Origin of the sequence: Streptomyces sp. JW3, assembly GCF_052216785.1 — a bacterium.
Lineage (GTDB): Bacteria > Actinomycetota > Actinomycetes > Streptomycetales > Streptomycetaceae > Streptomyces.
In genome coordinates this window covers 1-13,769 of the sequence record NZ_JBQOUX010000032.1, presented here as the reverse complement: position 1 = coordinate 13,769, position 13,769 = coordinate 1, and the positions used below count along the sequence as shown (strand labels likewise).

Sequence of the window (13,769 nt, the reverse complement as noted above, 5' to 3'; positions counted from 1 at the left end):
TCACCGGCGGCTCGGCTGTCCTTCACGCACCCCTGGCTTCAGTATGGCGGCCACCAGGGAGGGGACCGGGGATGACGGAACGGCATCATCTGCTCGTGTACGGCGGCACGTTCGCGGCCGTGGGTGACCACGGGGACATCAGCGGGGTACGCGGCGGCGGTGCGCCGGACGGCCTGTTCGTCCGGGACGCGCGGCATCTCAGCCGGTGGCAGCTCACCGTCGACGGCGCCGTGCCGGAGGTCCTCACCCCCGTCGCGGGCGGGGACAGCGCCCGCTGCGTGCTGGTGCCGCGCGGCGGCCGCGACGAGCCGCCGGCGTACACGCTCTTTCGCGAACAGGCCGTCGGGGACGGCTCGTTCGTCGAGACGTTACGGGTGACCAGCAACCGCCCGGGGCCCGCGGCGATCCATCTCGCGCTCACCGCCGACGCCGACTTCGCCGACCAGTTCGAACTCCGCGCCGACCACCGCACCTACGCCAAGCCCGGCGCCACCCGCTCCCGCGAAGTCCTGCCGCACGGCGTGGAGTTCGGCTACCGGCGCGGCGAGTGGCGGTCCGTCACCACGGTGACCTCCGAACCGGCGCCGGACGCGGTGGAGGAGACCGGGACCGGGGCCCGGCGGCTGGTGTGGACCCTCGACCTGGCACCGCACGGCACGGCGGAGCTGGTGCTGCGGGTGGTGGCCCGGCCGCACGGGCACCGGCGGGCGGTGCGGGTGCCGCGCTCCCCCGCCGCCGCGGTCGAGCGGCTGCTCGCCGAGGAGGACGCGCTCGCCCGGGGGGTGGCCTTCCCGACCGGCTGGCCGGAGCTGGCGGCGGCCTGCGCGCGGGGCCTGGCGGACCTGGCCACGCTCCAGGTCCCGGCGAGGGGCCCGGACGGCGAGGAACTGCGCGTCCCGGCCGGCGGCGCCCCCTGGTTCCTGACCCTGCTGGGCCGCGACGCGCTGCTGACCTCCCTGTTCACGCTGCCCTACCGGGCCCGGCCGGCCGCCGCCACGCTGGCCGCGCTCGCCGCGACCCAGGCGACCGCGCGCACCGCCTCCGGCACCGACCCGGGCGTGGCCCGGCCCGGCAAGATCGTGCACGAGGTACGGCACGGCGAGCTGGCGCACTTCGGGCAGGTGCCGTACGGGCGGTACTACGGCTCGGTGGACGCCACACCGCTGTTCCTGGTGCTGCTCGGCGCGTACGTGGAGCAGACCGGGGACGCGGCGACCGCCCGGCGCCTTCAGCCGCACGCGCGGGCCGCGATCGGCTGGATGCTGGACCACGGCGGGCTGACCTCGCGCGGCTACCTGGTCTACCGCGCCGACCGGGGCGGTCTGGCCAACCAGAACTGGAAGGACTCCCCCGGCGCGGTCTGCCACGCCGACGGCACCCGGCCGACCGGCGCTCTCGCGGCGGCCGGCGCTCAGGGATACGCGTACGACGCGCTGCGCCGCACGGCGTGGCTGGCCCGCACGGTGTGGGCGGACGAGAAGTACGCGGCGCTGCTTGAACAGGCGGCCGGTGATCTGCGCGACCGCTTCCAGCGGGACTTCTGGATGCCGGAGCACTCCTTCCCCGCCCTCGCGCTGGACGGCGAGGGGCGCCGGGTGGACGCGCTGGCCTCGGACGCCGGGCATCTGCTGTGGTCGGGGCTGCTGGACAAGGAGTACGGGGAGCTGGTCGGACGGCGGCTGCTGGAACCCGACTTCTTCTCCGGGTGGGGGGTGCGGACGCTGGCCGCCGGACAGCCGGCGTACCACCCGCTGTCGTACCACCGGGGATCGGTGTGGCCGCACGACAACGCGCTGATCGCGCTCGGTCTGGCCCGCTACGGGCTGCACGACGAGGCGCGGACGGTGGCGCACGGCATGGTCGACGCGGCGACGGCGGTCGGCCACCGGCTGCCGGAGGTGCTGGCCGGGTACGGACGGGAGACCCATCCGGAACCGGTGCCGTATCCGCACGCGTGTGTCCGCGAATCCCGGGCGGCGGCGACACCACTGGCGCTGCTCACCGCCGTGGGCGGGGCTTGATTCCGGGGCGGGTGGTCGGGGGCTCGGGGGTTCGGGGGTTCGGGGGTTCGGGGGTTGGGCAACCAGGGGTTCGGGGGTTGGGCAACCAGGTGCCCAGGCGCCGGTGTGAACGCAGGCGGCCGGTTCCCCGTACTGAGGTGCGGCGGACCCGGGGCCCCCACGCCGGGTCCGTCACCGGACCGGTGTCGTCGGAGGGAATCCCCGGGTGTCTGTCTTCACGCGGTTCGCGCAGGCGGCGCCGCTCGGTGCCGCGCGCTCGCGCCTCGGCCACTGGCGGGCCTGGCCCACCCGGCACCCGGGGACGGCCGTCGGGGTGCGCCGGTCGGTGACCGTGCTGGCCCTGCTCCTGGTCCTCGGGGCGCTGCTGCTGCCGAACACGCTCGCCGCGCTGCGGCCGGGCCGCTTCACCCGCATCCCGGCGGAGGCGATCGTCGGCGCCGTGCTGCTGCTCGCGCTGGAGCGCCGGGCCCGCCGCGCGGTGGCGGCGCTGGGCGGTGCCCTGCTCGGCGCGCTGACCGTGCTGAATGTGCTCGACATCGGGTTCCGGGAGTACCTGGGCCGGGGTTTCAACCTCGTCCTGGACTGGGGTCTGCTGGACGACGCGCGGTCGTACGTCGCGGACTCGCTGGGCGGGGCCACCGCCGGCTGGGCCACGGCCGGCGCCGTCGCCCTCGCCGTGCTGCTGCCGGTGGTCATGGCCCTGGCGGTGGTGCGGCTCGGCGAGGTGCTGGCCGCGCACCGGGAGCGGGCGCGGCGGGGCGCGCTGGTGGCCGCCACGGTGTGGATCACCTGCTCGGCGCTCGGCCTCCAGCTGTTCGGGCTGCCGCTCGCCTCCGACCGGGCCAGTGGGGCGCTGGAGCAGCAGGCCCGGCGGGTGCTGGACACCGTCCGGGACGAGGCGGCGTTCCGGAAGGAGACCGAGAGCGACGCCTTCGGCGCCACCCCGGGCGGGCAGCTGGTGCCGGACCTGCGCGGCAAGGACGTGCTGTTCACCTTCATCGAGAGCTACGGCCGCAGTGCCGTGGAGGACCCGCTGATCGCGCCCGGCGTCGACCGGACGCTGGACGCGAGCACCGCGGAGCTGGCGAAGGCGGGGTTTCACGCGAAGAGCGGCTGGCTGACGTCGGCGACGTACGGCGGCAGCAGCTGGCTCGGCCACTCCACGTTCCTGTCCGGCCTGTGGGTCGACAACCAGCAACGCTACCGGACGGTGACCTCCAGCGACCGGCTCGCCCTCACCGAGGTGTTCGAGAAGACCGGCGCGTGGGACACCGTCGGGATCATGCCGGGCGTGCAGAAGGGCTGGCCGGAGGCGGGCTTCTTCGGCCTGGACAAGGTCTACAACGCGTTCCAGCTGGGTTATCGGGGGCCGAAGTTCAGCTGGTCGACGATGCCGGACCAGTACGCCCTGGAGGCGTTCCAGCGCCTGGAGCACGGCCGCGAGCGCGACCGGCCGCTGATGGCGGAGATCGTCCTGACCTCCAGTCACCAGCCGTGGGCACCGGTGCCCGGCATGGTCGGCTGGGACGAACTGGGCGACGGACGGATCTTCGGGCCGATCGAGGAGGCGGGCGAGAAACCGTCCGACGTGGTCGCCGACACCACCCGCTCCAAGCGGGCGTACGGCCGCTCCATCCAGTACTCGGTCACCAGTCTCACCCAGTGGCTGGAGCGGTACGGCACCGACGACACCGTCCTGGTCTTCCTCGGCGACCACCAGCCCATCGCCCGGGTCAGCGGCCAGAACGCCAGCCGGGACGTGCCGGTCTCGATCGTCGCCAAGGACCCGAAGGTGCTGGCCGCGATCGACGACTGGGGCTGGGCGGAGGGCCTGAAACCGGGCGCGGACACCCCGGTGTGGAAGATGAGCGCCTTCCGGGACCGGTTCCTGACGGCGTACGGTTCCGTCCCCGCGACGGGCTGATCAGCCGCCGGAGGTGTCCAGTTCCGCGTCCGCGCCGAGGCCCGCGCAGTCGTACGGGTCCTTGAGCCAGCCGTCCGGGAGGGCGACGCGGTTGTTGCCGGAGGTGCGGCCGCGGGGGCCGTCGGCGCCGGTGGGCCAGGGCTGGGTGAGGTCGAGTTCGTCGAGTCCGGCGCGCAGGTCGGCCAGGGTGGAGGTGATCGCGAGTCGCCCCCGCATCTCGGAGCCGACCGCGAAGCCCTTGAGGTACCAGGCGACGTGCTTGCGGAAGTCGATCACACCGCGGGCCTCGTCGCCGATCCACTCGCCGAGCAGGGTGGCGTGCCGGACCATCGCGTCGGCGACCAGGCCGAGGGTGGGGCGGGCGCGGTCGGCGCGGCCCTCGAAGGCGGCCACCAGGTCCGCGAACAGCCACGGCCGGCCCAGGCAGCCGCGCCCGACCACGACCCCGTCGCAGCCGGTCTCGCGGACCATCCGCAGCGCGTCCTCGGCCGACCAGATGTCGCCGTTGCCGAGCACCGGGATCTCCGGGACGGCCTCCTTCAGCCGGGCGATGGCCTCCCAGTCGGCGGTGCCGCCGTAGTGCTGGGCGGTGGTACGGCCGTGCAGGGCGACCGCCGTGACGCCCTCCTCGACGGCGATCCGGCCGGCGTCGAGGTAGGTGAGGTGGTCGTCGTCGATGCCCTTGCGCATCTTGATGGTGACGGGCAGGTCACCGGCGGCGGTGACGGCCTCGCGCAGGATCGCGCGCAGCAGGGGGCGCTTGAACGGGAGCGCCGAGCCGCCGCCCTTGCGGGTCACCTTCGGGACCGGGCAGCCGAAGTTCAGGTCGATGTGGTCGGCCAGGTCCTCGTCCACGATCATGCGGACCGCCTTGCCGACGGTGGCCGGGTCGACGCCGTACAACTGGATCGAGCGCGGCTGCTCGGCCGGGTCGAAGTGGATCAGCTGCATGGTCTTCTCGTTGCGTTCGACCAGCGCCCGGGTGGTGATCATCTCGCTGACGAACAGGCCCTTGCCTGCGCTGAACTCCCGGCACAGGGTGCGGAAGGGCGCGTTCGTGATCCCGGCCATCGGGGCGAGGACGACGGGCGGCTGGACGGTGTGCGGACCGATCTGGAGAGGCGCGGGGCCGGGCGTGGACATTCCTCCATTGTGCCGTGCGACGAAGCCGGGCAATGAAATGAGCAAGGAGATGGGCAAGGAGATGGGCAATGAAATGGCAAAACTCATTAGTTAGCCACACTATCGAAATCGGCGTACGATGGCACCATGCCCGAGCCGACCCACCGCCGCCGCATGCTCGTGCTCGCGATCTGCTGCATGAGCCTGCTGATCGTGAGCATCGACAACACGGTCCTGAACGTCGCCCTGCCCGCCATGCAACGGGACCTGGACGCGAGTACCTCCGGTCTCCAGTGGGCGGTCGACGCCTACACCCTCGTCCTCGCCGCGCTGCTGATGCTCGCCGGGTCGACGGCCGACCGGATCGGCCGCAAGAAGGTGTTCATGGCCGGCCTGGTGATCTTCACCATCGGCTCGGTGCTGTGCTCCCTCGCCCCCGACCTGTCCTCGCTGGTGGCGTTCCGGATGGTGCAGGCGGTGGGCGGTTCGATGCTCAACCCGGTGGCCATGTCGATCATCACCAACACCTTCACCGACCCACGCGAACGGGCCCGCGCGATCGGCGTCTGGGGCGCCGTCGTCGGCATCTCGATGGCCGCCGGGCCGCTGGTCGGCGGAGTACTGGTGGAGTCGGTCGGCTGGCGCGCGATCTTCTGGATCAACCTGCCGGTGGGCCTCGCCGCCCTGCTGCTCACCCTGCGCTTCATCCCCGAGTCCCGGGCGCCCAAGGCGCGCCGTCCCGACCCGCTGGGCCAGGTGCTGGTGATCGCGCTGTTCGGCTCGCTGACGTACGCGATCATCGAGGCGCCGAACGCCGGGTTCGCGGCCGTGCTGCCCTACGCGATCGTCGCCGTGCTGGCGCTGGCCGGGCTGCTCGCCTATGAGCCGCGCCGCCGCGAACCCCTCATCGACCTGCGGTTCTTCCGCTCGGCGCCGTTCAGCGGGGCGACGCTGATAGCGATCGGTGCGTTCGCCTCGCTCGGCGGCTTCCTGTTCCTGTCCACGCTGTACCTCCAGAACGTGCGCGGGCTCGACGCCCTGCACGCCGGCCTGTGGATGCTGCCGATGGCGGTGCCGACCTTCCTGTGCGCACCGCTGTCCGGGCGGCTGGTGGCCAGCCGGGGGCCGCGGCTCTCGCTGCTGGTCGCGGGCGGCGCCATGACGGTGAGCGGGGTGCTGTTCGCCGCCTTCGAGGCGGAGACGTCCGACGTCACCCTCTTCCTCGGCTACGTCCTGTTCGGCGTCGGCTTCGGCTTCGTCAACGCCCCCATCACCAACACCGCCGTCTCCGGCATGCCCCGCGCCCAGGCCGGGGTGGCCGCCGCCGTCGCCTCCACCAGCCGGCAGCTCGGCCAGACCCTCGGCGTGGCGGTGGTCGGCGCGGTGCTGGCCGCGGGCGTGAGCGGATCGGCGTACGCGGCCACCTTCGTCTCGGCCGCCCGGCCCGGCTGGTGGATCCTGACCGCGTGCGGCTTCGCGGTGCTGGTGCTCGGCGGAGTGACGACGGGCCGCTGGGCGCGCGGCAGCGCGCAGCGGGCGGCGGAACGGCTGGCGGCCACCGGACCGGAGGCCCGCGAGACGGTCCGCGCGGGGGTGTGACGAACCCGGCCGCCGAGCAGCCGGCGGCGCCCGGCTGCCATGCTGGCCGGCATGGCACGAGTGCACCAACCGCCCGCCACGGCCGAGGACCTGCTCCCGCTGGCGCTCACCTCGTACGGACACTTCACCACGCTCCGGGTCGACGCCGAGCGCCGCGTCCGGGGCCTGTCCCTGCACCTGGAACGGCTGGTGCGGGACAGCGAGGCGGTGTTCGGCGTACCCGTGGACACCGGGCGCGTCCGCGAGCTGATCCGCGCGGCGCTGGACGGCCGGAACGGGGCGGGCGGAACGGACGGGGCGAGTGCGTCGGGCAGGGCGGACGGGGCGAGTACGCCGGGCAGGGCGGACGGGGCGGACGGGGCGAGTACGCCGGGCAGGGCGGGCGGGCCCTGTACCGTGCGCGTCACGCATTTCGACCCGGCGGTGGACCTGGTCCGGCCCGAGCGGGCCACCGCGCCACGGATCATGGTGACCGTACGCCCCGCCGGCGAGCTGTCCCCACCGCCGCTGACCGCGATGAGCGTGCGGTACGAACGTGACCTGCCGGAGGTCAAGCACTGCGGTCTCTTCGGCGCCCTGCACGCCCGCCGCACGGCCCGGCTCCGGGGCTTCGACGACGCCCTGTTCGTCGGCGCCGACGGCCGGGTCACCGAGGGCGGCACCTGGAACGTGGGGTTCGTCGACGCGGGCGGCACCGTCGTCTGGCCGCGCGGCCCGGTGCTGCCCGGGGTGACCGCCGCGCTGCTGCGGGAACGCACCGAGTACGTGGTCGCCCCGGTGACCCTCGCCGAGGCCAAGGGCATGCGGGCCGCCTTCGCCACCAACACCTCGGTCGGCGTCCGGGCCCTCGCGGCCGTCGACGACACGCCCCTGGCGGTGGAGCACCCGGTACTGAGCGCGCTGCGGGAGGTCTATTCGTCCGTGCCGGGCGAGGAGCTGTAGGGGTTAGTTGGGCGTGTTACAGGGCTTCCTCACCCCTTCAGGCCCAGCTCGCCCGCCCGCAGCCCGGCCTGGAAGCGGGAGCCCGCGTCGAGGGCGGTGAGGAGGTCGGCGACCCGGCGGCGGTAGGTGCGCAGGGACATGCCGAGTTCGCGGGCGGCGCTCTCGTCGGTGGCGCCCGAGCCCAGGGCGCGCAGGATCGTCCGGCTCGCGGTGTCGAGCCGGGGCCGCTCGGCGCGCAGGAACGTGCCGAGGTCGGTGGCCGCCTCCCAGACCGCCTCGAACAGTGTGTAGACCCCGCCGACCAGGGCCGGCGCGGTGGTCACCGTGTACTCACGGCCCTGCGGGTCGGCCGGTCCGGCGAGGATGGCGTACCGGTGGTCGATGATGATCGTCTCGTGCGGGAGGGCGCCCGCGGCGATCCGCACCCGGGCGCCCGCCTCGGCCATCTCGCGCAGATGCGCGCGGCCGGGCTCGTCGGCCAGCGCGAGGGGGCTCATCAGCTTGCGTACGTGCTGTACGCCGCTGGCCCGCACCCGGGCGCGGGCGGACCGGCCGGCGTCGGGCCGCGGCCAGGTGCGCAGGTCCACGGCGGCGCAGACGAACTCCTCGCGCACGGAGGAGAACAGGTGCCCGGCGCGGGCCAGGAACTCGAGATCACCGCGGATGGTCATCGTTTCTGCCACCCCTCCATCTTGCACCGCTCCCCCCGCCACGGCGTTCGGCCCGTCCGCTGGCCACGGAGTTCGGCCCGTCCGCTGGCAGCAAGTGGCCACGGCCTCGCGTCCGGACCGGCCGCCGCCGAGGCTGGACCCATGAGCAACGACTTCCGCCTCGGTGGCGACCTCCGCATCAACCGGATGGGCTTCGGCGCGATGCGCCTGGCCACGAACACCTTCCTGGGCCCGGCCCGCGACCCGGAGACCGGCCGGGCCGTGCTGCGCCGCGCGGTCGAGCTGGGCGTCGACCACATCGACACCGCCGCCTTCTACACCAGCGGCGACGGCTCCGTGCGCGCCAACGACCTGATCCGCGAGGCCCTGCACCCCTACCCGGACGGCCTGGTCATCGCCGCCAAGGTCGGCCCGGTGCGCACCCCCGGCGGAGGGGCGGAGGCGATCACCGACCCGGCGGGCCTGCGCGCCCTGGTCGAGGAGAACCTCGAAGCCCTCGGCCTGGACCGCCTCGACCTGGTCTACCTGCGGATCGGGGGCATGGCGCCGCCGCCGCACGGCGAGTCCGTCGCCGCCCGCTTCGAGGCGCTGGCCGCGCTGCGCGAGGAGGGCCTGATCCGCCACCTCGGGCTGAGCCACATCGACACCGGGCATCTCGCCGAGGCCCGCGCGATCGCCCCGGTCACGGCCGTGCAGAACTACTTCCACGCCGCCAAGCGCGACGACGTGGCGCTGCTGCGCGCCTGCGAGGCGGCCGGCATCGCCTTCGTGCCGTACTTCCCGCTGGGCGGCGGCCGGGACGACCTCGCCGACGACCGGCTCGCCAAGGTCGCCGACCGGCACGGCGCCACGGTGCCGCAGATCGGGCTGGCCTGGCTGCTGGCGTCCTCGCCCGTCACCCTCGCCATCCCGGGCACGGGTTCCGTCGCCCACCTGGAGGAGAACGTCGCGGCCGGCGCCATCACCCTCACCGAGGAGGACCTCGCCGACCTCGGCTGAGCGCCGACCTCGGCTGAGCCTAGGTCCGGGCGGGCCGGGCGAACCCCGGCAGCCGCTCGGCCACCTGCGGCCACACCCGCAGCACCGCCGCCTCCACCCGCGGCAGCGCCCGCTGTCCGGCCAGCGCGGCGGTGATGGCCAGGGCCACGCCCGCCCAGGCCAGCGGTCCGAGCGGAGTGCAGCCGAAGAGGTGGCTGGCGACCGGCATCTGGACGAGGGCGACCAGCGCGGCGGCCGAGCCGAGCGAGGTCAGCTGCACCAGGCGGCTGCCGCGCCGGTCGGCCAGGGTCTGGGCGAGCTGGGTGCCGACCACCGCGCACAGCGCCATCGTGGTCGAGCGGCGCCGGGTGCCCGGCGTGAACCGGCCCAGCAGCCAGGCCACCGTCGCGCCCAGCGCCGTGGTCAGGGCCCGGTGCCGGATCTGCCGGATCAGGGGTTCGCCCAGGACCGCCGTACCGAGCGGCGCGCCCGCGTCGGCGTCCTGCTGTTCCGGGTCGCCGGTCTCCGTCACCGCCACCGCCATCGCCGGGAACAGGTCGGTGAAGAGGTTGACCAGCAGCATCTGCCGGGTGGACAGCGGTGCCGCGCCGCCGAGCACGGTGCCGAGGATGCCGAAGCCGACCTCGCCGGCGTTGCCGCCGATCAGGATGGCGATGGCGTCGGCGACGCTGTGCCACAGAGCGCGGCCCTCGCGCACCGCCTCCACCAGGACCAGCAGGTCGTCGCCAGTGACCACCAGGTCGGCGGCGTTACGGGCGGCGGCCGAGCCGCGGGCGTTGATGCCGACGCCGATGTCGGCGGCCCGGATCGCGGCGGCGTCGTTGGCGCCGTCGCCGACCATGCCGACGACCCGCCCGGCGTCCCGCAGCGACTCGACGACCTGGAGTTTCTGCTCGGGTGCGACGCGGGCCACCACATCGGCGTCGCGCAGCAGCCGGGACCGGCCCCGGCGGTCGGCGGCGGCGAGTTCGTCGCCGGTGACCACCGTGGCGTCCTCGGGCCAGCCCAGCTCGGCGGCGATCGCGCGGGCGGTCCCTGGATGGTCGCCGGTCAGCACCACCGGTCGTACGCCCGCCGCGCGCAGCCCCCGCACCAGCGCCGGGGACGTCTCGCGGGCCACGTCGGACAGGCCGAGCAGCCCGGTGAAGCGCAGGTCCAGCTCGTCCAAGGGGCGTTCGAGCACGGCGGCCGGGTCCTCGCCCTCCGTCAACGGGCGGTGCGCGACGGCGAGGACGCGCAGTCCGGCGCCGGCCAGGTCGTGGGCGCTGTCGTGCGCGTGGTCCGGCAGCCGGGGGCAGGCCGGCAGCACGGTCTCGGGGGCGCCCTTGACCACCAGTACGGGCGTCCCGTCCCCGGCCCGGCCGACCGCGGCGGCGTAACCGCGCGAGGTCTCGAACGGCAGCCCCTCGAGCTGCTCCCACGCCGGATCGTCCCCGGCTGCGTCGAGCACGGCCTCGTCGGTGGCGTGGGTGGGCCGGGTCCCGTCACCGTTCAGCCGGGGACAGGCCCGAGCGGCGATCCGTACGGTCTCGGCGGCTTCGGCGGCTTCGGCGGCTTCGGCGGCTTCGGCGGCGAAGCCGGTACGGGCCGGCGCCCCTGCCGCACCCGCACCCGCACCCGCACCCGCACCCGCACCCGCACCCGGCGCATCCGTATCCACCGCGTCCGGGTCCATCGCGTCCGGGTCCATCGCGTCCGTATCCACCGCGTCCGGGTCCATCGCGTCCGGGTCCACCGCGTCCGGGTCCGCAGCCGAGCCCGCTCCCTCACCCTTGCCCGCGCCCTTGCCGCCCGCCGCGTCCGGCCCCCCGGCGCGGTGCACACCGCCCCCCGCGTCCGCGACCCGGACCAGCCGCAGCCGGTTCTCGGTGAGGGTGCCGGTCTTGTCGAAGCAGACGGTGTCCATCCGGCCCAGCGCCTCCAGTGTGCGCGGGGTGCGGACCAGGACGCCGCGCCGCCCGAGCCGCCGGGCCGCCGCGAGCTGCGCGACCGTCGCCACCAGCGGCAGGCCCTCGGGAACGGCGGCCACCGCCACCGACACCCCGCCGCTGACCGCCTGCCGGATCGGCGTGCCGCGCAGCAGCGACAGCCCGGTCACCGCGGCCCCGCCGGCCAGGGTCAGCGGCAGCGCCTTGCCGGTCAGCTCCTGGAGCCGGGCCTGGACACCCGCGGCGGCGGGCGTGCGCGAGGCCAGCGAGACGGCGCGGGCCGCCTCCGTACGCTCCCCCGTGTCGACCACGACGGCCCGGGCCCGTCCGGCGACCACGGTGGTGCCCTCGAAGACCATGCAGTGCCGCTCGGCGACCGGCGCGTGCGGCGTCGGGTCCAGGCACTTGTCCACCGGCAGCGACTCACCGGTCAGCGCCGACTCGTCGACCTCCAGACCGTCCTGCCACAGCAGCCGGGCGTCGGCGGGCACCACGTCGTCGGTGTTCAGCGCGATGATCTCGCCAGGGCGCAGCCTGGCCGCGTCCACCACCCGGCCGGCCGGTTCCGGACCGTCGTCGTCCTCCTCGGTCGTCACCCGCGCCTTCTGCTTCTGCTGGGCGAGCAGCCCGGCCAGCGCCCGTTCGGCGCGCAGCCGCTGCAACCCGCCGACCAGCGCGTTCAGATCGAGCGCGCCGACCACCAGCGCGGCGTCCAGCACCGACCCGAGAATCGCCTCGGCGGCCGACCCGACCGCGAGCACCGGGGTCAGCGGATCGTCCAGCTCGCCCCGCACCGCCCCGGCCAGCTGCACCGTCCAGGCGACCGGCGCGAGCACCGGCGTACGCGCCGCCCGGCGGGACACCGCCCGCACCCGCGCGGTGAGTTGCTCCACCGCCGACGGCTCCGGCTCCCGCTGCCCGGCCAGCCGCTCCCGTACGTCCTCGGCGTCCAGTTCGTGCCAGGCCACCCGGGGCCGGGGGCGGGGCGCGCGGGCCGCCGCCACGGTGAGCGCGGCGCGCACCCCCGACACCAGCGCCGCCGCCGCACTCGCGTCGACGGGCGCGTGCCGCAGTCCCGGCAGCAACGGCGACCCGCGCCCGCGCCGGGTCTCCCCCACCGCCACCAGCAGCCCGGACAGCGCGGCCCCGGACCGGGCCAGCACCTGGGCGCGCCGACCGACCCCGCGGGCCGCCGGCACCGCCCGCAGCAGCCGCCAGACATCGGCCAGCCCGTGCGGTGCCAGCACGTCCGCGCCCCAGGCGACCGGCCCGTCCCCGTCCGCGAGGGCCACGGCCACGTCCCCGCCGAGCAGCCCGGCGAGCACCTCGCCGTCGTCATCCGCCGGGCGTACGACGGTGATGACCCCGCCGTCCTCGGCGCGCAGTTCGCCGACCACCTCGCACAGCGGCCGGTCCGCGCCGACGACCTGGTCGGCGAGGCCGGTGAAGTCGGCCAGCGCCGGGTCCTGCACCATCACCACCCGCAGTCCGGCCCGGCGGGCCGCGTCCAGCACGTCCTCGGTCCACGGATCCGCGCCCTCGCCGGGCCGCCGCAGCGCGCTCGGGTGCAGCACGACCGTGCCGGCCATCTCCAACTGCCGCAGCCGCTCCGGGTCGCGCACCAGCACACCGGTGCGGGACAGCGCGCCGCTGAGCACGGCGTGGAAGGCGGCGGGCCCGTACCGGGCGGCCTTCGGCGACCCCGCCAGCACCGCCTCGGCCGCCTCGCTCAGCTCGTGCTTGACCAGCAGGGTGGCCAGCGCGCCCGCCACGCTCCCGGTGGAGGCGTGCGCGGCGTAGTCCTGGGCGGGCGAGGAACGCAGCGGCGGGCGGGCCGCCGGGTCGCCGGACAGCCCGCCGCGCTCCGGCGCGCACAGCCGGTCGTGGACCACCTCGAAGGTGGCCGTACGGGCCACCGCCTCCGCCAACTGGCAGGCGCGCAGCGCCCCGTCCAGGACCAACGAGGCCGGGCTCTGGCCCGCGCCGTGCACGGCGGCGTTGGCGGCGGCGAGCACCACGTCCATGCGGGTGGCGCCGAGCCGGTCGCGCAGCCAGGCCCGGAAGGCGGGGTTCTCGCGCAGCAGGGTGGTCACGGCCGTCACCAGCCGGGGCGAGGGCGGCAGCCGCAGCGCGGCGGCGGTGAACCCGGCGGCGACGCCCAGCGCGTCGGCGCCGAGCGCGGCCGCGGCGACCCGCACGGAGGTGGGGTCGCCGGGGTGGGACAGTTCCTCCACCGGGTCGGCACGGGTGAGCCCGTGCTCCTCGGCCAGCTCGGCCGCCCGGTCCACCACCCGGTCGGTCAGCGCGTCCTCGGTGGCAGTCACCACCAGGCGGGCCAGTCCGGTGTCCCAGTAGGCGAGCGCCACGTCCGGATGGGCGGCCAGCGCCGCCGCCACCCGCCGGGCCGCGGCCTCCACGCCGCCCGCCCGGCGCGCCTTCGCCGTCTCGACGGGCTGCAGCGCGAGGTGGGCGCGGTTGCCGGCCCGCCAGTCGCCGGTGCCGCCCGGCAGTGCGGCGCGGGCCACCCGGGCCGCCCGCGCCGCGAAGTCCGCGGTCCGTACGC

At 75.5% G+C, this 13,769-nt stretch carries 8 protein-coding genes; 5 read left to right on the top strand and 3 right to left on the bottom strand.

Annotation, left to right across the window (positions count from 1 at the left end; all coding sequences use genetic code 11):
* The first annotated feature begins 71 nt into the window (after nucleotides 1-71).
* The gene (locus ACTT8P_RS15445) at nucleotides 72-2,021 is read left to right on the top strand and encodes an amylo-alpha-1,6-glucosidase (RefSeq protein ID WP_442832208.1); all 1,950 of its coding nucleotides are present in this window, start codon (nucleotides 72-74) and stop codon (nucleotides 2,019-2,021) included.
* Nucleotides 2,022-2,226: 205 nt separating this feature from the next.
* Nucleotides 2,227-3,945 (top strand): CDP-alcohol phosphatidyltransferase, encoded by a 1,719-nt coding sequence (locus ACTT8P_RS15440; RefSeq protein WP_442832207.1) that lies wholly within the window; start codon nucleotides 2,227-2,229, stop codon nucleotides 3,943-3,945.
* Here the strand turns inward: ACTT8P_RS15440 and dusB are convergent, their stop codons facing one another.
* Nucleotides 3,946-5,088, bottom strand: a complete 1,143-nt coding sequence (dusB, locus tag ACTT8P_RS15435; protein ID WP_442832206.1) for a tRNA dihydrouridine synthase DusB — start codon at nucleotides 5,086-5,088, stop codon at nucleotides 3,946-3,948.
* A 126-nt stretch (nucleotides 5,089-5,214) separates the two neighbouring features.
* Here dusB and ACTT8P_RS15430 point away from each other — a divergent pair, with 126 nt between their 5' ends.
* Together ACTT8P_RS15430 and ACTT8P_RS15425 are read left to right on the top strand one after the other, a co-directional pair.
* Nucleotides 5,215-6,666: an MFS transporter gene (locus ACTT8P_RS15430; protein ID WP_442832205.1), complete on the top strand. Its 1,452-nt coding sequence runs from the start codon at nucleotides 5,215-5,217 to the stop codon at nucleotides 6,664-6,666.
* Between the two features lie 51 nt (nucleotides 6,667-6,717).
* On the top strand, nucleotides 6,718-7,608 hold the full coding sequence (locus ACTT8P_RS15425; RefSeq protein WP_442832204.1) for an aminotransferase class IV: 891 nt from the start codon (nucleotides 6,718-6,720) through the stop codon (nucleotides 7,606-7,608).
* Nucleotides 7,609-7,637: 29 nt separating this feature from the next.
* Here the strand turns inward: ACTT8P_RS15425 and ACTT8P_RS15420 are convergent, their stop codons facing one another.
* The gene (locus ACTT8P_RS15420) at nucleotides 7,638-8,291 is read right to left on the bottom strand and encodes a DNA-binding response regulator (RefSeq protein WP_442832203.1); all 654 of its coding nucleotides are present in this window, start codon (nucleotides 8,289-8,291) and stop codon (nucleotides 7,638-7,640) included.
* 129 nt (nucleotides 8,292-8,420) lie between these two features.
* Between ACTT8P_RS15420 and ACTT8P_RS15415 the strand changes: the two genes are divergently transcribed.
* A complete protein-coding gene (locus ACTT8P_RS15415; protein ID WP_442832202.1) occupies nucleotides 8,421-9,278 on the top strand; it encodes an oxidoreductase in 858 nt (285 codons plus the stop codon).
* 19 nt (nucleotides 9,279-9,297) lie between these two features.
* Here ACTT8P_RS15415 and ACTT8P_RS15410 read toward each other — a convergent pair.
* A partial coding sequence (locus tag ACTT8P_RS15410) for an HAD-IC family P-type ATPase (protein ID WP_442832201.1) occupies nucleotides 9,298-13,769 on the bottom strand: 4,472 nt, incomplete at its 5' end.